The sequence below is a fragment of the Steroidobacter cummioxidans genome (assembly GCF_003104955.1).
Window position 1 is genome coordinate 38017 of sequence record NZ_LSRW01000040.1, and the last position, 21915, is coordinate 59931.

At 62.8% G+C, this 21915-nt stretch carries 21 protein-coding genes; 6 read left to right on the forward strand and 15 right to left on the reverse strand.

The window, feature by feature from the left end; translation table 11 throughout:
- Nucleotides 1–11: 11 nt before the first annotated feature.
- From D0550_RS19285 to D0550_RS19305, 5 genes are all read right to left on the reverse strand, one after another.
- Nucleotides 12–575, reverse strand: a complete 564-nt coding sequence (locus D0550_RS19285; protein WP_116810823.1) for a hypothetical protein — start codon at nucleotides 573–575, stop codon at nucleotides 12–14.
- 21 nt (nucleotides 576–596) lie between these two features.
- On the reverse strand, nucleotides 597–1877 hold the full coding sequence (locus tag D0550_RS19290) for a putative porin (RefSeq protein ID WP_161965930.1): 1281 nt from the start codon (nucleotides 1875–1877) through the stop codon (nucleotides 597–599).
- A gap of 284 nt (nucleotides 1878–2161) precedes the next feature.
- Complete coding sequence (locus tag D0550_RS19295; RefSeq protein ID WP_116810825.1) at nucleotides 2162–2476, reverse strand: RNA recognition motif domain-containing protein; 315 nt, start codon at nucleotides 2474–2476, stop codon at nucleotides 2162–2164.
- A gap of 385 nt (nucleotides 2477–2861) precedes the next feature.
- Nucleotides 2862–3569, reverse strand: coding sequence for an HAD family hydrolase (locus tag D0550_RS19300; RefSeq protein ID WP_116810826.1), 708 nt, complete (start codon nucleotides 3567–3569; stop codon nucleotides 2862–2864).
- Nucleotides 3566–4756, reverse strand: a complete 1191-nt coding sequence (locus D0550_RS19305) for an O-succinylhomoserine sulfhydrylase (protein ID WP_116810827.1) — start codon at nucleotides 4754–4756, stop codon at nucleotides 3566–3568. Before D0550_RS19305 ends, D0550_RS19300 begins: the two co-directional genes overlap by 4 nt.
- Nucleotides 4757–4875: 119 nt before the next feature.
- On the opposite strand from D0550_RS19305, the gene D0550_RS19310 reads away from it, so the two are divergent.
- The 3 genes from D0550_RS19310 (at nucleotide 4876) to D0550_RS19320 (ending at nucleotide 8947) form a co-directional block, all read left to right on the forward strand.
- Nucleotides 4876–5514: a glutathione S-transferase family protein gene (locus tag D0550_RS19310; protein ID WP_116810828.1), complete on the forward strand. Its 639-nt coding sequence runs from the start codon at nucleotides 4876–4878 to the stop codon at nucleotides 5512–5514.
- A 130-nt stretch (nucleotides 5515–5644) separates the two neighbouring features.
- The gene (locus D0550_RS19315; protein ID WP_116810829.1) at nucleotides 5645–6829 is read left to right on the forward strand and encodes an FIST signal transduction protein; all 1185 of its coding nucleotides are present in this window, start codon (nucleotides 5645–5647) and stop codon (nucleotides 6827–6829) included.
- A 48-nt stretch (nucleotides 6830–6877) separates the two neighbouring features.
- On the forward strand, nucleotides 6878–8947 hold the full coding sequence (locus D0550_RS19320; RefSeq protein WP_206606405.1) for a S9 family peptidase: 2070 nt from the start codon (nucleotides 6878–6880) through the stop codon (nucleotides 8945–8947).
- A gap of 60 nt (nucleotides 8948–9007) precedes the next feature.
- Here the strand turns inward: D0550_RS19320 and D0550_RS19325 are convergent, their stop codons facing one another.
- From D0550_RS19325 to D0550_RS19335, 3 genes are read right to left on the reverse strand one after another with little or no spacing between them, the layout of a single operon-like run.
- A complete protein-coding gene (locus tag D0550_RS19325) occupies nucleotides 9008–10042 on the reverse strand; it encodes a D-alanine--D-alanine ligase family protein (RefSeq protein ID WP_116810831.1) in 1035 nt (344 codons plus the stop codon).
- Nucleotides 10039–11100 (reverse strand): putative zinc-binding metallopeptidase, encoded by a 1062-nt coding sequence (locus D0550_RS19330; RefSeq protein WP_116810832.1) that lies wholly within the window; start codon nucleotides 11098–11100, stop codon nucleotides 10039–10041. Before D0550_RS19330 ends, D0550_RS19325 begins: the two co-directional genes overlap by 4 nt.
- Before the next feature lie 3 nt (nucleotides 11101–11103).
- Nucleotides 11104–12525 carry an ADP-ribosylglycohydrolase family protein gene (locus tag D0550_RS19335; protein WP_161965931.1) on the reverse strand — a complete coding sequence of 474 codons (1422 nt, stop codon included), beginning with the start codon at nucleotides 12523–12525 and terminating at the stop codon, nucleotides 11104–11106.
- A gap of 153 nt (nucleotides 12526–12678) precedes the next feature.
- Between D0550_RS19335 and msrB the strand changes: the two genes are divergently transcribed.
- Entirely contained in the window at nucleotides 12679–13152 is a 474-nt protein-coding gene (msrB, locus tag D0550_RS19340) for a peptide-methionine (R)-S-oxide reductase MsrB (RefSeq protein WP_116810834.1), read from the forward strand.
- A gap of 33 nt (nucleotides 13153–13185) precedes the next feature.
- On the opposite strand, the gene D0550_RS19345 is transcribed toward msrB, so the two are convergent.
- Complete coding sequence (locus tag D0550_RS19345; RefSeq protein ID WP_116810835.1) at nucleotides 13186–13713, reverse strand: TIGR00645 family protein; 528 nt, start codon at nucleotides 13711–13713, stop codon at nucleotides 13186–13188.
- Nucleotides 13714–13834: 121 nt separating this feature from the next.
- Between D0550_RS19345 and D0550_RS19350 the strand changes: the two genes are divergently transcribed.
- A complete protein-coding gene (locus D0550_RS19350; RefSeq protein WP_116810836.1) occupies nucleotides 13835–15127 on the forward strand; it encodes a sensor histidine kinase in 1293 nt (430 codons plus the stop codon).
- Between the two features lie 15 nt (nucleotides 15128–15142).
- On the opposite strand, the gene D0550_RS19355 is transcribed toward D0550_RS19350, so the two are convergent.
- From D0550_RS19355 to ampD, 6 genes are all read right to left on the reverse strand, one after another.
- The gene (locus D0550_RS19355; protein ID WP_116810837.1) at nucleotides 15143–16024 is read right to left on the reverse strand and encodes a hypothetical protein; all 882 of its coding nucleotides are present in this window, start codon (nucleotides 16022–16024) and stop codon (nucleotides 15143–15145) included.
- Entirely contained in the window at nucleotides 16021–16683 is a 663-nt protein-coding gene (locus D0550_RS19360; protein ID WP_206606406.1) for an RNA polymerase sigma factor, read from the reverse strand. The genes D0550_RS19355 and D0550_RS19360 overlap by 4 nt, the downstream gene beginning before the upstream one ends.
- Before the next feature lie 23 nt (nucleotides 16684–16706).
- A complete protein-coding gene (locus D0550_RS19365) occupies nucleotides 16707–18431 on the reverse strand; it encodes a vWA domain-containing protein (RefSeq protein WP_116810838.1) in 1725 nt (574 codons plus the stop codon).
- Nucleotides 18432–18517: 86 nt separating this feature from the next.
- The gene (locus D0550_RS19370; protein ID WP_241520850.1) at nucleotides 18518–18937 is read right to left on the reverse strand and encodes an MGMT family protein; all 420 of its coding nucleotides are present in this window, start codon (nucleotides 18935–18937) and stop codon (nucleotides 18518–18520) included.
- A gap of 8 nt (nucleotides 18938–18945) precedes the next feature.
- The gene (locus tag D0550_RS19375) at nucleotides 18946–20400 is read right to left on the reverse strand and encodes a sodium:solute symporter family transporter (RefSeq protein WP_116810839.1); all 1455 of its coding nucleotides are present in this window, start codon (nucleotides 20398–20400) and stop codon (nucleotides 18946–18948) included.
- 84 nt (nucleotides 20401–20484) lie between these two features.
- Entirely contained in the window at nucleotides 20485–21096 is a 612-nt protein-coding gene (gene ampD, locus D0550_RS19380; RefSeq protein WP_116810872.1) for a 1,6-anhydro-N-acetylmuramyl-L-alanine amidase AmpD, read from the reverse strand.
- Nucleotides 21097–21176: 80 nt separating this feature from the next.
- Between ampD and D0550_RS19385 the strand changes: the two genes are divergently transcribed.
- Nucleotides 21177–21911 (forward strand): 16S rRNA (uracil(1498)-N(3))-methyltransferase, encoded by a 735-nt coding sequence (locus D0550_RS19385; protein WP_116810840.1) that lies wholly within the window; start codon nucleotides 21177–21179, stop codon nucleotides 21909–21911.
- Nucleotides 21912–21915: the final 4 nt, after the last annotated feature.

Genomic DNA, 21915 nt, shown 5'->3' on the forward strand with positions numbered 1-21915 from the left:
GCCGGGACCGGCTATTTCGCCAGCTGACTGAGGCTCAGGCCGACCACCAGCGAGCCGATCGGCTTGCCACTATCGAGCACGGGCACCGCGACCTGCAGCTGCTGCAAGCCGGAGGACTCATCGACTTCGACATCGCCCTGCCAGGTCTTGCCGCTCATCGGCTGCTCGTGCTTGGGCTTGTCTTTGTGACTCCAATTGGTCGGCTTGCCGAGAAACGCGACCTTGCCGCCGTCCGCACCCGACAGAAACGCTTCCGACACCCCATCGCCGCGTCTGGTCTTGAGCACTTGCGCCGCCGGTGTCTTGGTGAGGCCGCGCACGAAGGGATCGATGACGCTGGTGTTGGTCCACCTGGCCTGATCCATCGCCGCCGCCTCCGGCGACTTGCTGGCGTTGTACTCCTTCACTGCCGCGACGATGACGGGATCGGCGGCCCACGTTCGCAATTCCTTGATCTTTGCAGTCACGCTCGGCTGCAGCGCCGGATCCAGCGGCGCCGCCGCGGCCACTTGTGACAAACAAAGCAACGTCGCCAGTAGCGAGCCGCCGAACACTTTGACGTTGATCATTTCCATGAGCCTCTCGGATACGCCTGGTTAGAATCGAGTATTGAAATCGAGCATCAGACGATCGAAATCGTGTCGGGTGCCGACTTCCCTGTTGTTGACGTTCTTGAAATACGTGGCGTTCAACACCCAGTTTCTGGTCGGCGCATAGCCGGTGCGAAATACCCAGCCATCGGCATCCGACAGGCCCGCGCCGAAGTCGGAATCGATGTGCTGAGCGAACAGCGCATCTTTTTCGATCAGCTGATAGGCGAGACCGGTTTCCCAGGTGCCCGGATTCGACGCCTTGCCGACCATCGTGCCCATGCTGTACGCCGTGTCGAATTCGGCATCGAGATTGCGCGCGACATCGGCCCACACTTGCAGCGGCAGTGCGCCCAGCCTGGTGTTGTATTCCGCCATGAGGCTCACGACCTGGAAGTCATAAGCCAGACCGCCGGTGCTGGTCAGCGAGTTGCCGTTCGCGGCATTGTTATAAAACGGACGACGGCCTTGGGCCGCGGCAAGATCGTAGTACGACGCCGCGATCACCAAAGTGTTGCCGCCCAAATCGAAACGATTGCCCAACTGCAGACCGTACATCTTCGTGTCGGTCGACGTGGTCGTGGTGGCCGTGGACTGCACGTTCTCGTCGAGCCAATAGCTCCAGGCCGAGCCGAACATCGAGCCGAGGCGGTAGGTCAGCGCAACGCCTTCGGGATTGATGTCGTTGTCCCAGAACAGGCTCTGGCCGGGGCGCACGAACGGCATTCGCATCTTGCCGGCGATGAAATGCGCGTTGTCGGCAAACGTCCAGTCGAAATAAGCCAGATCCAGATACAACGACTTGCGGGAGAACGAGCCGTCGAGCTGCACGTTCGCGCCGCGCGGATTGCCGGGAGCGGAAGAGGTCGCGAAGACGATACCCGCGACGATGCTGTCGTTGATTTTGGCATCCACACCGAGGCGCGCCCGGAGGAGATCTTCCTCGCGTCTGGCGCTCGCACCGTCATCGTCCGTCTGTTGATGACGATAACGAACATCGCCCTTGAACACGACGCGGTTCGGCCCGTCGACGGCTTTCACGGCAGGCACGGACGGCAGCATATCGGCGCTGCGCGCGACTTGTTTGCTCACCTGTTCGGTCTGGGCCCTGAGCCGATCGTTCTGCGCCTTGAGCGCATCGTTTTCGGCTTCGAGCCTGTCGACTCGCTGCATCAAATTTTGCAACTGCGAACGGATCTGCGCGAGCTCGTCATCCGAGGCCGCGTGCGCCGCCGAGCCCAAGCTCAGGGCGGCAGCAACGGCGGCCCCGAGGAGCGGATTCTTCAAGAGGTTCTCCGGTAAGGACCCTATATCGGTGCGTCGCACCGATGTCACATCCGGGTCACACGATTGCAACAATTGGGCATGGTTACCGGCCTGCGGCACTGCCGTCATGCGACTTCGCCTGATGCCCCCCTACGGCCGGACCCGGCAGTTGTGGTTATGTGAATTGGCTCCCAGGCGAGCTGTGACGAGCATCAAAAAGCAAAAACCCCGCGGTATTGCTACCGCGGGGTCTTTGACTTGCACTCAACGAAACTGGGCGAAGCTAGCTTCGTTGTTGGCGCCGCTTACCAGCGGCCGCCACCGCCGCCGCCGCCGCCCGGACCACGGGGGCCACGGCCGCCGCCGCCACCGCCACCCTGGCGCTCCTGCGCTTCATTGACGCGCAGAGGACGACCACCCATGTCCTTACCGTTCAACGATTGAATAGCGCGCTGTGCGTCGGCACGCGGCATTTCCACGAAGCCGAAGCCGCGAGGACGGCCGGTTTCACGGTCGTTGATCAGGGCCACGGACTCCACAGTGCCGTGCTGTTCGAACATCTGGCGAACCTGATCCTCATTTGCCGAGAACGGCAGGTTACCCACATAGATCTTTGTCATAGCGATACAGTCTCTCTGAAAAAGCCTCGAGCGCGATCCCCCTGCTGGGAAATATCATCACTGCGAGGCCTGGTTACATACGGGCTCCGCCCCTGCACTCCCCAGTCAGTTCCAGACTTGAAGTTATGCGGTTTAGGTCCCAGGCCTACGTTCGCGGTCTCGTCGGATTTTTCAGAAGTTGGCCGAAAAGAGGGTCGTCAATGACCCGGCTGGCCAAGCCAGAGAAAAAAGCGGGCAAAGGCACAACGAACGGCGCGGAATGTACGCCAATAAAAGAGTCAAGGCAATCGGCGACAAAGGCCATAGGTCCTTGAAAATAGGGATACAACGGCGAATGTATCCGGTGCGCAGCGCACCTACTGCGCTGTCTCATGGCGCACCCTTGTCACGACTGCAGCCCCAACAGCGTGCCGAGCTCGTGCAAGGTTCGCACTGTATGCACCGGTTCGCCGAATTCGGCCGACCACTGGAACTCGCCCCGGTTGATCCATACCGGGTGCATGCCGGCGGCCCGGGCGCCCACCACGTCCAGCGCCGGATCGTCACCCACATACACAACCTGTTGGGGTGTCAGGCCCGTTCCTTCAATTACCTTGTGGAATAGCAACGGATCGGGCTTGAGCGCACCCACGTCGCGAGCGCCCAGACTGCGCTCGAAATAATGCGCCAGACCGATGCGTTTTAGATCGGCGTTGCCGTTACTGGCGGTAAACAGACGGAAGCGCGGCTTGAGCCAGTCCAGGCCCGGCAGCACGTCCTCGTACAGCACTACTTCGTTGCGTACCTGGTTGAAGGCCTCGAACGCCTGGTCGGCCATGGCCTCGGCGTACCCGAACTCCCGGGCATGATCGGCCAGTGTCTGCCGACGCAAAAAAGTGAAGTCATGCGCCATTTGCGGGTACGCCCGCGCAGTCTCCTGGCGGGCTTTGCGCAGCATCTCGACCGTCATGGCGGCAGTCACGCGCGGGTACCGGAGGGAAAGAAAATCGTACATAGCCTGCTCGGCGCGCTCGATCACCGGCATCACGTCCCAGAACGTGTTGTCCAGATCGAAGCAGACGGCGCGAACGGTCGACAGGTCGCCGGCCGTCATGCCGCCTCCCCGCGAACCGCCGCAAGGCCACGCTCCAGATCGGCTTGCAGATCGCGCACGTCTTCCAGGCCGACCGAGATCCGCAACAAACCTTCGGTGATACCGGCGCGCTCGCGCTCGGCAGGACTGATGCGCGAATGCGTCGTCGTCGCCGGATGAGTGATGGTGCTCTTGGTGTCGCCGAGATTGGCGGTGATGGACAGCAATTTTGTCGCATCGACGAACGCCCAGGCGCCCTTGCGGCCCTGCTCCACGTCGAAGGCGATGATGCCGCCGAACCCGCTCTGCTGACGCTTGGCCAGCGCGTGTTGCGGATGCGACTCCAAGCCCGCGTAGTGGACCTTACTGACCCCCGGCTGCACTTCCAGCCAGCGTGCCAATTGCAACGCCGCCGCCGAATGCGCGCGCATGCGCAGCTCCAACGTTTCCAAACCTTTCAGGAACACCCAGGCATTGAACGGGCTCATGCTCGGCCCAGTGGTGCGCAGGAAGCCGAACACCTCCTTGCCGACCAGCTGCTCGTCGCCGAGCACCGCACCGCCCACACAGCGCCCCTGACCATCCAGATATTTGGTGGCCGAGTGAATCACCAGATCCGCGCCCAGCTCGAACGGCTTCTGCAATGCCGGCGTGCAGAAACAGTTGTCGACGATCAACAACACGCCGCGCTCGTGCGCGATGTCGGCAATGCCACGAATGTCGGCGATCGCCGAGAGCGGGTTCGACGGCGTTTCCAGAAAGAACAATTTGGTGTTGCTCTTGATGGCACTGCGCCACGCCTCGTTGTCGTCGGGGCGCACATACGTCACCTCGACGCCGAACTTCACCAGATAACGATTGATCAGCGCGATCGTCGAACCGAACACGCTGTCGGAACAAACGATGTGATCTCCGGCCTTCATCAAGCTCATGCAGGTCGCCAGAATGGCCGCCATGCCCGACCCGGTCGCGACACATGACGCCGCGCCTTCCATCGCCGCCAGCCGCTCCTCGAAACACCGCACGGTCGGATTGGTGAAGCGCGAATAGATATTGCCCTTCACGCTCTCGTCGAAACGCGCGGCGGCATCGGCAGCGCTCGCGAACACATAACTCGACGTAGTGAAGATGGGCTCGGCGTGCTCGCCTTCGTGGGTACGGCTCTGGCCGGCGCGAACCGCGAGCGTGGCTAAGTGATGTTCAGACATAGTCAACGAGGGTTTAATAAATCTCGGTGGACGGAGCGCGGGGGCGTGCCGCATCCTGCGCGGCTGCCGCCAAACCGCCATTCTGACCAGTCACCCCTCATTAGTCATTACTCACGTCCATGCTTACTTTAGTCATTGGCAACAAGCATTTGTCGTCCTGGTCGCTGCGCCCCTGGCTGGTGCTGAAACACTTCGGCCTGCCGTTCCAGGAGGTGAAGCTGCCGCTGGACACGCCGGCATTCCATCGCGACATCGTCAAGTATTCGCCGACGCGGCGTGTGCCCATGCTGATCGACGGCGAGCTGAAGATCTGGGACTCGCTGGCCATCGCCGAGTACCTCAACGAGAAAGTACAGGGTCGTGCCTGGCCCGCTGACGCCAGTGCTCGAGCGCTGGCTCGCGCAGTCAGCGCGGAAATGCATTCAGGCTTCGCGGCCTTGCGCACTCACTGGCCGATGCAAGCGATCGGCCACTCGACCGTGCAGCTGCCTCCGCAAGGCATGGCGGATGTGGAGCGCGTTCAGCAGCTGTGGCACGAGCACCGCTCGCAATATGTGCAACGTGGGCCGTGGCTGTTCGGCGAGTACTCGATCGCCGATGCGATGTACGCGCCAGTCGCCCTGCGCTTCCATCATTACGGCGCGCAGCTCTCCAGCCCGATCGTCGCGGCGTACCAGCAACAACTCCTCCAGGATCCGCACGTGCAGGAGTGGGTCGCCGAGGCCCAGGTGGAAGTGGACACCGGCTACGGCACTTAACCGAGTCGGTAAATAACGCTCACCTCGCGGCGCCGATCACGACAAAACATTGCGGCGGTGATTGCAGAATGGCATTTAACGAAAGAATGCCTAGAATCGAGCGCTCGACTCGCTTTCAAGCAGGAAGGCTATGCGTTGGGCATCCGCCGTCGACACAGATAATTCACTGCGCGCCGCAGTGGAGCATGCCGCTGAGACCGTGTTCCTCGGTCTGGGTCGTCAGGAGCCGGATCTGGCCATCGCGTTCGTCAGTGCCGAGCACGCAGCGCACTTCGATGCCGTGCCGGCGCTGCTCCAGCGCGAGTTCGAGAACGTCTTCATCTTCGGCTGCTGCGGCGGCGGCGTGATCGGCGGCGGCCGCGAGATCGAGGATCGTCCCGCTTTTTCATTGACGGGCGCAGTGTTGCCGGGCGTGCGCCTGAAGGGGACGCATCTCGACGCGGCCCAAGTGCCCCCGGTGTACGCCGAGGCGCGCGCGTGGGAAGACGCGTTGCGCATCACCGCCAGCCAGCAACCCTCCTTCCTGCTGCTCGCGGATCCTTTCAGCTTCGAGGCCGAGACCTTCATCCGTGGTTTGGACCGGATCTATCCGCTCGCGCCGAAGATCGGCGGCCTGGCGAGTGGCGCGCGGCAAGTCGGCGGCACCGCACTGTATTTGGGGAATCAGGTCTATCACTCCGGCTGCATCGCGCTGGCCCTGACCGGCAACATCGACATCGACATGGTGGTCGCGCAGGGCTGCCGGGCGATCGGCGATCCGATGTTCGTCACCTCGGCGCACGAGAATCTGGTCCGCGAGCTCGATGGCCGCTCGCCCCGCGATGTGCTGTCCGCGCTGTTCGAGCGCCTGCCGGCGGCCGATCGGGAGTTGTTCAGTCAATCGCTGCACCTGGGCATCGCGATGCGCACCGACGCGAGCGAGTTCACGCCCGGCGACTTTCTGATCCGCGGCATCCTGGGCATGGATCCGCAAAGTGGCGCGCTGTGGGTCAGTGCCAATGTCCCGTCGAACAGCGTCGTGCAATTCCATCTGCGCGATGCCGCCACATCCGCGATCGACCTGGAGCGCACGCTGACGGCTTACCGGGCCGCGCATGCGGTCTCAGCCGATGCCGGCGCGCTGCTGTTCTCCTGCCACGGCCGCGGCATTGGCCTGTACGGTCAGGCGGATCACGACAGCAATGCGTTCCGGCGCCTGGTCGCCGACCTGCCCATTGGTGGCTTTTTCTGCGACGGTGAATTCGGGCCGATCCAGAATTCCACCTTCCTGCACAGCTACACCAGCGCCTTCGCCGTCATCCACGAGAAGAAATAGGCGTCGGCAATTATACTGCCGCCCTTTCTGACGGACCGGAGTCCCTTGATGCGTCAGTCGCTGGCCCCTGCCGCCTGTGTGTTGTCTGCTTGTTTGTCGATGCCGCTCGGCGCGATTGCAGCTCCACATCCTTTCAACGTCGAAGACCTGGTCAACATGCAGCGCGTGTCCGACCCGGTGCTCTCGCCCGATGGCCGCACGGTGGTTTACACGGTGCGTGAAACCGACCTGGCGGCGAATCGCGGCCGCACCGATCTGTGGTCGCTCGATCTGGCAACCAAAGGTGCACAGCCGCGCCGGCTCACCACCGATCCGGAAAACGACAGCTCGCCCGAATGGACCGCCGACGGCCGCGAGATTTATTTCCTGTCCTCGCGCAGCGGCTCCAGTCAGGTATGGCGCCTGCCCGCAAGCGGCGGCGAAGCAATGCAGGTCACGAGCCTGCCGCTGGATGTCGGCACGTTTCGCCTGGCCAGCAATGCCGGCCGTCTCGCCGTGACCCTGGAAGTGTTCCCCGACTGCGATCAGCTGTCGTGCACGGTCGACCGGCTCGAGCAGGCCAAGCACCCGAAGGACAGCGGCGAGGCTTACGAGCGCATCTTCGTGCGCCATTGGGATACCTGGGCCGACGGCCGCATCTCGCAATTGTTCGTCCTGCAGTTGAGCAATGGCGTTGCCTCCGAGCCGGTGTCGGTGAGCAAATCGCTCGACGCCGACGTGCCGTCCAAGCCGTTCGGTGACGCCAGCGAATATACGTTCTCGCCGGACGGCTCCAGGCTGGTGTTCGCGACGCGCATCAAAGGCAAGTCCGAGCCCTGGTCGACCAACTTCGATTTGTATGAAGTCGGCGCCGATGGCAACGGCCTGCGCAACCTGACTGAAGACAATCCTGCCTGGGACACGCAGCCGGTGTTCTCGCGCGATGGCAGCCAGCTCGCATGGCGCGCGATGACCCGACCCGGCTTCGAGGCGGATCGTTTCCACATCATGGTCATGGATATGAAGAGCGGTAAGCGGCGCGCTCTCACCCAGGACTGGGATCGCTCGGTGGATGCCCTGGCGTTCGCCAAAGACGGCCGCACGTTGTATGTGACCACCGATCATTTCGGCCAGCATCCGCTGTGGTCGGTCGACGTGAAGAGCGGCAAGCCGACCATGCTGACCGGCCCGGGCCGGGTCGAAGCCTTCAGCGTCGGCGACAAAGAGATCGTGATGGCAACCTCATCGCTGAAGTCTCCGGCCGAGCTGCAGGCGCTGACCATCAAAGGCAGCGATCTGCGCACCCTGCCTCGCATGAACGAGGCGGCGCTGGCGGAAATCAGATTCGGCGAGCCCGAGCAGTTCACGTTCGCCGGCGCCGACGGCGCGACGGTGTATGGCTACGTGATGAAGCCCGCCGACTTCAAACCGGGCACGAAATATCCGGTCGCCTTCATCATCCACGGCGGCCCGCAGGGCTCGTTCTCCAATTCCTGGAGCTATCGCTGGAATCCGCAGACCTATGCGGGCGCGGGCTACGCGTCGGTGTTCATCGATTTCCACGGCTCGACCGGCTACGGCCAGGCGTTCACCGATTCGATCAGTCAGGACTGGGGCGGCAAGCCGCTGGAAGATTTGCAGAAGGGTCTGGCCGCTGCGCTCCAGAACTATCCGTGGCTGGATGGCGCACGCACCTGCGCGCTGGGCGCGTCGTACGGCGGTTACATGGTCAACTGGATCGCCGGCAACTGGTCTGAGCCGTTCAAATGCCTGGTGAATCACGACGGCGTCTTCGACTCCCGCGGCATGTCCTACTCCACCGAGGAGCTGTGGTTCACGGAATGGGAGCAAGGCGGGATTGCCTGGGAAGTGCCGGAGAACGTCGAGAAGTTCAACCCGGTGAATCATGTCGCGAACTGGGACAAGCCCATGCTCGTCATCCACGGTGTGCGTGACTATCGCATCCCGTATGCGCAAGGGCTCTCGACCTTCACGGCCCTGCAGCGCAAGGGCATTCCCAGCCGCCTGCTGATATTCCCGGACGAGAACCATTGGGTGCTCAAGCCGAACAACAGCATCCGCTGGCACCACGAGGTGGAGCAGTGGCTGAATCAGTGGACCGGCAAGAGCACCGAGTAAAACGACTCTGCTGAGATCTTCAGGAGGCCCGCGGCAACGCGGGCCTTTTCATTTGGGCAACTATTCTTCGTCGGCGCGCCAGGCCGCTTGATAGTTGTTGCCCACGCGGATGATCTGTTCCAGCAATGCCGGATACTCGATGCCGGCGGCGAGCGCCGAATCGGCGAAGTCTTCCTGGCGGCTGATGTTCGGATTGCAGTTGGCTTCGAGCACGAACACGCTGCCGTCCGGGCGCATCCGAAAGTCCATGCGCGCATAACCGCTGAGATACAGCGACCGGAAGATACGCTTGGATAACTTATCCAGATAAGCGGCACAGCCCTCGGGGAGGTTCTGCGCGGCGCCGGTGCGGATGCCATGTTTTTTCTGGTAGCGGCGATCCCATTTCACCTTGCGGGTCGCGATGCCGGCCATCACATCCGGCAGCGTGCCGAAATCCATTTCCCAGACCGGGAAGGTCCGCAGCCGGTCGTTGCCGAGCACCCCGACGTACAGCTCGCGGCCTTCGATGTATTCCTCGATCAACGCGTCCGAGCTGGTCTGCTCGTGGATGAACTCGATGCGCTCTTTCAACTTGTCCGCATCCGCCACCACCGACGCTTGTGAGATGCCGAGCGACGCGTCCTCGGTCACCGACTTCACGAACAACGGAAATTTCAGCTTGCGCGGCAGCCGGTAACGCTGCCCTTTCTTGATGACTGCGAAGCCCGGGGTGGGAATGCGGTGATAGGAAAGAATCTGTTTGGAGAGCGCCTTGTCGCGCGAGATCATCATGCCGCGGGGATTGCAGCCCGTGTACGGCAGCTTCATCAGTTCCAGGAACGCAACCACGTACTGGTCGTATGTGACGATGCCCTGGAATTCCTCGAGCAGATTGAACGCCACGTCGGGCTTCCAATCGGTGATGGTGGTGCGCAGCTCGGAGAGGTTGTCGCCCAGACCGAGCGCCTTCACCTCATGACCGGCCTTCTCCAGCGCCGCCTTCACATCGTATTCCGTCCTGAATTCGTCGATTTCCTTGTCACTGAGGCCCTTGAGGCTCGCCGGCGGCACGAGACTCTCATGCATCAGTACCAGGACCCGACTTGGCTTCATAGGGTGTAGCGTTCGCGGTCGCGCCGCAGGATGTCGATCAAGATTCGCTCCAGTACGCCCAGCAACGCGCGCTTGGCCTCGCGCTTGGAAGTATCAACCACCAGATCCAGCTCTCGGCAGCGTGCAATCACCGTCCTCAGCACATGATGCACGAGATAAGGGTACAACCGCGAGCGCCGCATCAACCAACGTTCCAATTCCGGCCGACTCTGACGCACGAACGTGCTCGCTCGTATGCGCCGGCGCCCCTTGTGATGTTTGCCGAAGACGCGCTTGAGCCGCAAGTCATAGGCATCGGGCGTATCGAACGCATAACGGGCGCGTTTGGCGCGATAGTGCTCGGCGAGCGTCGTCTTGTTCTTGCTGATAGGCTCGATCAGCTTGCGATTCATCACGTGCGGCAACGTACCGGACAGCTCGCCCATCAGCCGGTCCACGTATTCCAGCTTCGCGAGCGCTGGCAAGCCCTGATAGTCACGCCGCCAGCGCGCCTTGGGCTGCATCCACACCGCGAAAGTCTCGGCCCAGTCCTCGGTTGGATGGCTCTGCGCGTACCAGTGGCCCAGATGTAGTACGAAATCACGACTCGCCGGCCGCGGCCGGTAAACGTTTGGATAGGGCCGATCCGGATCGCCGAAGGTCTCGCGCCATTCTTTGCGACGGCGGATGCGATAGGCGTTGTCGAGCGCATGCGCGAACTCGTGGCGCATGATGCGGGTCAGCCAGTTGGAATTGCCGCCCTCCACCTCGTCCATCATCTTGCGTTCCAGGCGCATCAGCCGCGGATGCGCCATATAGAACGCGACGGCGATGCCGGGCACGCCATCGGGAGAGAACCATTCTTCGGACAGCCACACGTGCGGCGCGAACAGGATGCCGCGGCGTTTGAGATCGCGCCGGATCTCGCGAATGTGGCCATCGATGACCGTGTGCCGCAGCGTCAGGCGCAAATCACAGAAGCGCTGCTGTAACAACTCCTCATCGCTCAGGCGCGTCCAGGCCGGTTCGCGAGGACGCACTCGACGACGGACCGCAGCTCGCTTGTTCCGAGTCGCCATCGCTCAATGCATCAAATGGCGAGCCAGGGAGCGCAACACAGCTTCTTCGGGCAACTGCCGCTGCAGTTCAGGGGAGATGGCGTCGCTACCCTGATAGGCACCGCAAAGGGCACCACACAGCGCGGCCGCCGACGGCGCCGCTCGCGACGAAGTAAGCACGCGGATCAACGCATCATGCAGTGTCTTGGCAGTGGCAAAGCCGTCCAATGCCACGCATGTTACTGAGAGTGCATCACTCGCATCGGCGCAGGGCTTTGCGCCACGCCCTTCGAGCAACTGTTTGACTGGCGCCTTGAGCTGGCGCTGACGGACCAGCTGCATTGCCGGCCCGCCGAAGCTCAGCAATGTTTGTTTTTCGACGCCCGCGAACGCATCGACGAACAGCGCGGCCCAGACGCGGCACAGATCGAGCACGACTGGCGACTGCTGTGTCGTGCGCGACGCTTCGACCGCAGCCTCGATCGCCGCTTGAGCATCCCCGCGAAGAAACATCGCAACTACCAGCGTGCGCGGCAGAGAGTGCGGATCCAGATTGGCCGGATCATGCGAGCCCGCCAGCTTCTTTCTCGACCATTGCCAACCGGCCAGCGCCCGCCGCACATCCTGCGGCACGCCGATATTGCCGACGCTCTGACTCCAGGCGAGATAGCGCCGCATCTGGTCGTCCGAATCGTTGATGCCGCAGGCCAGGAGACTCTCGGCCAACGCGCGAGTCATGGCCGTGCTCGCGCCGGTGCTGAGGGTGCTCAGGCCGCCGCCAGCGACCAGCGTGGCGGCGTCGAAATTGCTGTTCGCAACCATGCTGCCCAGCGCGTCGCCAAGCGCCAGACCGACGATGCTGGCTTCGTAACGTGCCTGCACATCGACCGCGCTGCCCGGCACCGCCGACTCCCGCCAGCGACGCACGAATTCGATTTGTTCGTCGGTCTCGGGAATGCTCGGCCAGCGGCGCGACCGGCCGCTCTGTTGCCACAGATCCTGCAGTCGATCGAGCGCGTCCTCGCTGCCCAAGCCACTGCGGACCAGATGGCAGCCTACCGTGGTGCCAGTGCGACCGATGCCGGCCCGGCAGTGGACATAAACGCAACGGCCGGCAGCCAGCTCCCCGTCGAGGTAATCCAGAATCCGCACCATGTCGGCGGGCGACTCGGGCAAGCCATGATCGAGCACCGGCAGGCGTCGATAACGGATGTGCTGCTCACTGAGCTCGGCCAGCAACGGATCGTAGGCGGGCATTTCGCCCTCCTCGGTCAAGTCGAGGAAGCTGTTGACGCCCCCGTGCAGCAGCTTCTGTACGCGTTCGGTCGCCTCGGCGCGCGACATCGAGCCCGGATACTCACCGGCGAGCAGCTGCCCTGGGCGCACCCAATAGCTGTTCGGGATCGGCACCGAGGTGACGCCGACGGTGAATGGATCGGTACTCATGGCGGCAATGATAAGGGATGCAGTCGGCATAAACCCGCACGCCGGGCAGTGCGTTCCACCTATTACACGGGTCCCCCAGGAGGGCGGGCTACCGCTCTTGACTTGGCCCCCACCGCCGCCAATTCTGGCAGACCGCTACCCGAGGACTCCGCCATGCAAAAGCTCAACGAACCGGCCGCCACCTCCGCCAGCGGCTATGACCTGCGCCCGCTGGGCAAGGCCGAGCGCGAACGGCTCGCCGCCTCGCTGACCCCGGAAGAGCGCCACATCATTCTGGATCACGGCACCGAGCGGCCGTTCTGCGGCACGTTGCTGAACAACAAGCAGTCGGGGCTGTATGCGTGCCGGCTGTGCGGGCTGCCGCTGTTCCAGGCCAATGCCAAGTTCGAGTCCGGCACCGGCTGGCCGAGCTTCTACCAGCCGTTCGATCCCGAGCACATCACCGAGCTGCGCGATATCAGCCACGGCATGATCCGCACCGAGATCCGCTGCCGCCGCTGCGACGGCCACCTCGGGCATGTGTTCCCGGACGGCCCGCCGCCGACCCATCAGCGTTATTGCCTGAACTCAGCGTCGATGCAGTTCTATCCGGAAGGTCAGCAGCCGGAGCAGCACACGGCCGCCTGAGGCCGGTCCTGCGTCTTCAGCCCGAGGGCGAGATCAGGTCTCGCCCTCGTGATCGTGACTGCCATGGGATTTGGCGGTAATGCGATCGAGCACGCCCATCATCACGGCTGACACTACGAACGTCAGATGGATGATGACGTACCACATCAACGTGTTGCCTCTCTCGGCAAGCGTCGGTGTCTCCATGAAGGCACGCAACAAATGAATCGATGAGATGGCGACAATGGACGATGCCACTTTCAGCTTGAGGGAATTGGCGTCGAGCTTGCCGAGCCAGCTCAACTTTTCGGCGCCCTCTTCCACATCCAGCTGCGATACGAAGTTCTCGTAACCCGAGAACATCACCATGATGATCAGGCTGGCGACCAGCACCATGTCGACCAGCGCCAGCAGCATGAGCACCATCTCGGACTCGGCCATCGCCACGATGCCCGTGAGCAGATGGTACAGCTCCATGAAAAACTTGATGCCGAGCGCGACCAGTGCCAGCGACATGCCCAGATACACGGGCGCCAGAATCCAGCGGCTGGCAAACAACAACTTCTCGATCGTCTTTTCCATTGCTCCGTTCCGGGCGCTCTCGGTAACCGGCCGGGATTCTACCGCATGACCCGCTGAACGTATTGGCTGTCCGGCCCGGTCGGGGGTACAGTCGGTCAGCCTTCCATCGGATTGCAGGCAGATGGGTGCAGAAACTCAACAGGGAGAAGGCAGCGGCAGCCCAGCTTCTTTCGAAGCCGAACGCATGCAACTGGCCAGGCTGCACGCCAGCCCGGCGTCGCGGCTGCGCGACTTATGGTTGCAGCTGGCGCAGATCGCGGCACGCGCCCTGAACGTCGAGCGCGTCGGCGTATGGATTCTCGCCGACGAGAATCGCGCCCTGCGCTGTCGCTATCTGCTGCAGTTCTCCAGCCAGCAAGTCTTTCAGGGCGCGGTGCTGCGCGCGCAGGATTTTCCCGCATATTTCCAAGCGCTCGAGCAACAGCGCACCATCGCAGCCGATGACGCACTGGGTGCACTGACGACGAGCGAACTGCGCGAGTCCTATCTCGAGCCGCTGGGGATCACGTCGCTATTGGACGCCCCCATTTACGTAGGCGGCAAAGTAACCGGTGTCGTTTGTCACGAGCACATCGGCGCACCGCGCAAGTGGAGCGAAGGAGAAAGCGATTTCGCTGCGGCGGTCGCGGACACGATTGCACGCCTTTACGGCGAATATGAGCATCGTCATGCCGAAACCGCATTGGAAAGTTACCAACGGCACTTGATGGAACTGCATCGCATGGAGGCGCTCGGACGCATGGCCGCCGGCGTGGCGCATGACTTTCGCGGCATCGTGAGCATCGCGCTCGGCTTCACCGAATTGATCCGCCGCGTTCCCAATCTTGCACCCCAGGCGGATCACTATGCGCAGCGTGTGATCGAAGCTCTCCAGCGCGGCCAGAATCTCACGCAGGAGATCATGAACTTCGGCAAGGACGACCCGGTATCGCCGCGCGTTCTCGACGTCGGCGCGGTGTTGTCCAAGAGCTCACATATGTTTCGCGTACTGCTCGGCTCGGGTATTCGACTGCGCGTGCGCGGTTCGGGCCCCGTGAGCCGCGTGTTCATGGACCCATCGCAATTCGAGCGAATGATGCTGAACCTGGTGATCAACGCACGCGATGCCATGCCGTCGGGCGGAGATCTGGATATCGATTACCAGGACGCCATCATCGGCGATGAAGATGACGAACGTGCGACATACGTCGCTATCTATGTGCGCGACACCGGCGTCGGCATGGATGAGCTGACACGGCTGAATGCGTTCAAACCGTTCTTCACGACCAAGGGCGCGCGCGGTACCGGGCTCGGCCTGGTGATTGTCGATCAGATCGTGGCTCGTGCCGGTGGCCGAGTGAAGATCGATAGCGAGGTCGGTCGCGGAACGACGCTGCAAATTTATTTACCGCGCATCGCGGCAGCCGCGCGGTAGAGCCCCCGCCGTCCGCTACTTCTTCGCCTCGCGGGCGGCGTCCGTCTCCGCCACCTCATAGTCCGGAAAGGTCGCGAGGAAGCGGCGCCATTCGCGATCGGCCTCCTCTTGCTTGTGATCTTTTCTGAGCTGCCGAATATCTTCCAGCCACGCCTCCGGATCTGCGTAGTTGCGCTGGATCGTCGCCGTGCTGCCGGGGATCGCGCTGATGGGGCGTGAGTAGCTCAACACTGCCTTGGGCTCAGGCGTCTCGACAGTGTCACGCGGGCCAGCCACTTCGTTCTCTTCGCCCCGCGCAACGCGCTGAGTGGCCGACAGCTCTCGTGCACGCGCGGTTGCTTCCAGTTCCGCTTTTTGTCGTTCCGCGTTTGCCAGCTGCGCATCGGAAATCTGCGCATTGTTATCTCTTTGCGCGGCAGCTTTGGCGACTTGCTCCTGTAGCACAGTGTCACCCGCCTCTTTGGCGACCGGCGGCCTGGCAAGCTTCCTGTTCTCCGGCGCAAAAGCGGGAGCGACGGGAGCTGCCGCCGGCGGAGGAGCAGCGACTTGCGCTGGCGGCGGAACGGCGGCCGACTCCTCGCTCATCCTCGTCTCCATCGGCAGTTGCGCCGCTGGCGCAGTGACCAGGGTTTCATCTTTCATGCCCGTCTCGAGCACGATTGAAACAACGAGCACTGCCGACGCCGCCACCGCCAGCGGCGCCGTCCACCGCATCCACGCCGGCCGCGACGGACGTTTCACCGCATCCTCGGCCTGACGCAGCACCAGACGATCGAGCGACGCAGGCACCCCCTCGCCGGGCAGCTGACGATACTGACGTGACACGCTGGAATCCCCCTTCAGGTATTCATCCAGCTGTTGCTCGTCTGGCAACCGCTTGTCGGTGGGTTCAGTCATGACACGCTCGACTGCAGAGACGGAGATTGATGCTGGCGCAGCGCCCCACGCAGCTTGCCCAAGGCATAACGCAAGCGGCTCTTCGCCGTTTCCATGGCAACACCGGTGATGCGGCCGATATCCTCCAGGCCAAGCCCCGTTTCTTCGTACAGCAAAAATACATCGCGCTGTTCCGCTGGCAATTCATCCAACGCGCGCTTGAAATCCGCGCGCAGCTGCGCCTCGGACACCGCAGCATCGGGACTTTCATGACCCGGCCCCGACAACTCGTCCGCCAGCGCATCGACGTCCTGTGCACCTTTTTCCTGCGGCCGTCCGGCGCGCCGGAAATGATCGATCGCACAGTTGTGCGCGATATGAAACAGGAACGTCGTGAACTTGGCTCGCACCTCGTAGCGCTCGCGGCTGGCGATCACCTTGCTCCACACCTCCTGAAACAAATCATTGGCCACCTCCGGGCTGCGACACAGGCGCTGCAGATAACGATACAGCGCCCCCTTGTGCCGCTCGTAAAGCATCTCGAACGCGCGCACGTCGCCCTTGCGATAGCGAAGCATGAGCGTCGCGTCGTCCGGCGCCGAGCCAATGGTCGACACCGTCGCGCTCTCGCCCGCCGCAGTCGGCAGGGGCTGCGAGCCAGGAGTGGAAGAAAGATCCATGCAGCTAGAATATCAGCAATCCCTCATTCTGAAATCCGACTGACCTTACCCACCTCTGGCGACGGCGTCAGGCTCTTGGCCAACGCCACCAATGACACGAATTCCTTTCGATAACCCTCCGCATCCGCACCCAGCGCGCCAGTCGCCAGCTTGGTGACATCGCCATAGCTGAAATCACCCATGTATTTTCCACCCCGCAGCAGCTGACCAAACGCCGCGACGCTGGCAGCGAAGCGGAAGTCCGTAGACACCTTGTCCGTCGCCACGACGGCGTCCTTGCGGATGGGATATTCCAGCAACTGACTGGAATCGGACCCCGGCTTCTTGTAGCGCAGTCGCAGGTTCGCAAGTTCGCCTTTGCCAGCAGCGGCCGGCGGCTTGGCACCGTACCGCAGGGAATCGATCCGTCCCTTCGCGCCCACCGGCACGACTTCATACAAAGCCGTGACGCGATGACCTGCGCCGATTTCGCCCGCATCGACCTTGTCGTTGTTGAAGTCCTCACGCGCCAGCATGCGGTTCTCGTAGCCAATGAGACGATACTCGAGCACTTCGGACGGATTGAACTCGACCTGAATCTTCACATCCCCGGCGATCGTGTACAGCGTCGAGCTGAGCTGTGAAACCAGCACTTTGCGCGCCTCGGACAGGGTATCGATGTATGCATAGTTGCCATTGCCGGCATCGGCGAGGCGCTCCATGAGCTGCTCGTTGTAGTTCCCCGTGCCGAAACCCAGCGTCGTGAGCTCAACCCCCGTGGCACGCTCGCGCTCGACGATATCTACCAGCGCTTCGAAGTTCACCGTGCCGACGTTGAAGTCGCCGTCGGTCGCGAGCACGACGCGATTGATGCCCCCTTTGACGAACGTGTCGTGCGCCAGTTTGTAGGCAAGCTGAATGCCCGAGGCCCCATTGGTCGAGCCGCCCGCCGACAGGCGCGCGAGCGCCTCTTGAATTTGATGCTTCGCATTGCCGGGCGTGGACTCGAGCACGACGCCCGAACTGCCGGCGTACACCACCATCGACACACGATCGCGGCCCGTCAGCTGATCGGTCAGCAGGCGGAACGCATTTTTCAACAGCGGCAATTTATCGGGCGAATCCATCGATCCCGACACATCGATCAGAAACACCAGGTTCGCGGCGGGCCGTTGCTGCGCCTCGATTGCAAATCCTTTGATACCGATACGCATCAGCAACGCTTGTGAATTCCAAGGTGCCGCAGCCAGTTCAGTCGACACACGGAACGGCGTGTCGCGATTGTTTGGAGGGGCGTATTCGTAGTCGAAATAATTGATCAGCTCTTCGACGCGGACGGCATCCTGCGGCGGCAAGCGCCCATCGTTGAGGAAACGACGCACGTTCGCGTATGCGCCTGTGTCGACATCGATGGAGAACGTCGACACAGGCTGCTCGGCGGCGACCTGAATGCCATTGTCCTGCTGATGCTGATAGCGCTCGGTATCTGCCGGATTCGGCATCGCCATTTGCGCCGGTGGCGCAAATGGCGCCGACACCATTTTCATTTCAGCTCTGGCGCGACCAAGCTGATCGGCCGCCGGCGCGGCGACGGGCGGAGGTGGCAGCCGTTGCGGCTGCGCGGAATTCGCGGCGTCAGCGCGAGTGGCGCCCACCACCGCCTCTTCTATCAGGCGAGTGTCGACCTCCTTTTCGTCGCGCTTGGCGGCGCAGGCGGCCAGCACGGCAGCAACAATCAACAAGGATCCCCGACTGACGACCCGATTCATGACAGGCTCCCCACTCCGACGCGGCTTGCGTCACGGGGATATGAACGGTGGCCAGCGTCGGATCGGGTTGAGGCGGGTGAAAATTTTTACCCCGGCCCCCACAGCAGCTCGTCCAGCAGCTTTTCTCGGGGCGGCCAGCCATAGCGCTCCAGATTCACCCGACCACCGACAAAATCGATGCCCTCGTTCTCCAGGTGCTTGCGCTGGCGGGCGTAGCCGTCGCTGCCGACCGGGAAGGAAATACGGCCGCTGGCATTGATCACCCGAAACCAGGGCAAGCCGCGCGACCCAGGCGTCTGGCGCAGCACCGTTCCCACCAGCCTCGCGCGCCTGGGCAGCCCCGCGACATCGGCAACGTTGCCGTAGGTGCAGACCTTGCCTTTGGGAATTTTCTTGATGGCCGCAATGATTCGAGCTGCATCGCCCTGCGGCTTGGCCACCGTGCTGCGCTTCGAGGTTTTTCGCGTAGCTTTCTTACGAGCTTTGGGTCGGTTGCGCGCAGCCACGAATGACCTCAGATCGGAATGCGGTCGTGCACGGTTTCCTGAGAACGATCGGCGCGATCGGGGTTGCGACGGCGCTCACCACCGGTAAGGGCAATTCCAAGGGATGCTACGAAGGGCATGACGCGCTCCAGGAAATCGCCAGGCGCGTCGGGGAGCAAATGGAATATCACCGAGAGAATGAACCCGGACCAGATGGCCGCAAGCATCGCGCCAGGCCGCACCCGCTTGCCGCTGACCCGGATCAACAGCAACGGGCCGAAGGACGAGCCGATCGCCGCATAACCGAACATTGCATGCTCGAACACCGTCGACGGCGCCCACAAAGTCGACAGCGCGATCAGCACCGCCGACAGCACCAGCGCAGCTCGACTCCAACCTATGGAGAGCGGCGCATTCACGCGACGGCTATCGACGCCCAACGTCGTCGCGAGCGCCAGCAGCTGGCTGCCCACGTTCGCAAAGATCGCCGCAATCAAGCTCGCCACGATGAACGCCGCCAGCAGCGGCGGCAGCAGCCGGTCGGCGATAGTAAACATCGCCAGCTCGGGCCGCTTCAGGCTCGAATACAGAATGCTGGCACCCCAGCCACAACACAGCACCAGACCTACCAGCACGGTGATGAGCGCGAGCGCCAGCCAGCTGGCCCAGAACAATGTTTTCTCATCGCGTGCCGCCATGTACCGAGTCGCGAGCTGCGGCTGACCGGTCATGCCCAAGCCGATGCAAAACACACCGGCAGCGAAAGCCAGCGCGACCACGCCCTTGCGGCCGCCAAACCAGTCGGTGGCCAGCGGTCCGAGCGCGCTGAAGGCAATCTTGAATTGATCCCAACCCTGGATGGCATAAGCCGCGCCCGCCAGCAACAGGGCGGCGAACACTCCAATCGCAATCACTTGCACGGCATCGCCCACCGCCGCGGCACGCAAGCCGCCAGCGAATGTGCCCACGGTGATAAGAAACATCGAGGTCAACGTGATGCTGATCAGGTTGAATCCAAACTCATCGACCAGCAGCCCGCCGGCGAATCGCAACATCGCACTGGTCTGCAGCAACACACAAAGCAGGAAGATGAGAATGGCCGAACGCGCCACCCAAGGCTGCAGGCGATCGCCGGCATCGGCGCTCAACACTTGAAACAAAGTACCGGCGCCCTGCCCGACGGAGATGCTGCGCAGGCGCGGAGCGATGAAGAACAGATTGAGCGCGGCGCCGAGCAAGAAGGCACCACAGATCCAGATGGCCGAAGCGCCCCACGCGAACGCAGCGCCCGCCAGAGTCATCAGCAGCCAGCCATTAGCGGTGTTCGCCGTGCAGCTGAGCGCCGTCAGCCAAACTCCGAGTCGGCGATTCGCGAGCGCGAAATCGGCCGCGTTGTGCGTGCGCCGGGCAGCCCACGCCGCCACTGTCAGCAGCAGCGCCGCGAAGGCCATCAGCGTCAGCAACACCGTGGCGGAGCGGTTCATGAGTGAAATAGCAGTCCTAAAGCGCCTACGGCCGGGCGGCGATGCTACACGACACCGCTTACGCGCGGAATTGTGTCGCCAGATTCATGCAGTCGCGCGCAACAGCGCGTAGAGGCGCTGCCAGTCGAATGCCGGGCCCGGATCGGTCTTGCGTCCCGGGGCGATATCGCTGTGTCCGGCAATCCGCGACAGCGACAACGACGGGTAGGCCTCGCACAACGCCAGAATGACGGCGCTCAGCACGCGATACTGGGCGGGCTCATATGGAGTCTCGTCGGCGCCCTCCAGCTCGATGCCGACAGAGAAATCATTGCAACGCTCGCGTCCCTGATAGCTGGACGCGCCGGCATGCCAGGCGCGCTCGTGGAACGGCACGTACTGCACCGGCTCACCGTCGCGACGGATCAGCAAGTGCGAGGACACCCTCAGATCCTTGATCTTCTCGAAGTAGGGGTGCTCGGCGGGCGGCAGCGCGTTGGTGAACAGCCGGTCGATCCAGGGACCGCCGAACTCATCCGGAGGCAAGCTGATGCCGTGAACCACGATGAGTTCTGGCAAGATGCCGCCCGGCCGCGGATCGAAGTTCGGCGACGGCACTTGCCGGGCCGCACGCAGCCAGCCACTACTCGGATCGATGCCCGCCGCTATGGCGAGCAGATGCTGGGACAGCGCTTCCGGCGACGATGTGGAGTGCATGGGTTGTTCCATCACTGCGCTACGGCACAATGTTTGCTTAGTCCCGAATAGACCCAGACGTTACTCGCAATGAGGCGAGCATGAGATTGAACCGAATTTTCTGCGACGGCCCGCTGGCCGGTCGCACCGAAATCGACCTGCCCCCCGCCGGCGGCTACCACGTGGCCCGGGTCCTGCGCATGCGGGAGGGTGCACCGCTCAGTGTATTCGATGGCAGCGGCCAGGAGTTTCGCGCCGAGATCGTGCGCGTTGAGGGCGACAAGGTGACCGTCAGCCTCAGCGATCCGACGCCGGGCACGGCCGAATCGCCCTTGAAGATCACGCTGGTCCAGGGCGTCTCGCGCAGCGAGCGCATGGACTGGACGCTGCAAAAGGCTACCGAATTGGGCGTGGCAGCGATCTCGCCGGTGCTCACGGCACGCAGTGTGGTGCGCCTCGACGAGAAGCAGGCGGCCAAGAAAATCGAGCATTGGAAGGGCATCGTCATCGGCGCCTGCGAGCAATCCGGACGCGCGAAGGTTCCGTCGGTTTCGGCACCAATGACGCTGCGTGAATACTTTGCCAACGTGAAAAAGGACGGCCTGCGCCTGGTGCTGAGCCCGTCCGCGCCGGCCTCGCTGGTGGGCCTGTCGAGCATGCCCAGCAAGGCGGAGCTGTTGATCGGTCCGGAAGGCGGTCTGGACGACGACGAATTGCACGCCGCGCAAAAAGCCGGCTTCATGCCGGTGCGTCTGGGACCGCGCGTGCTCCGAACCGAAACAGCGGCGGTGGTGGCGCTTTCGGTACTGCAAGGACTCTGGGGCGACCTTCAGTAGGAAA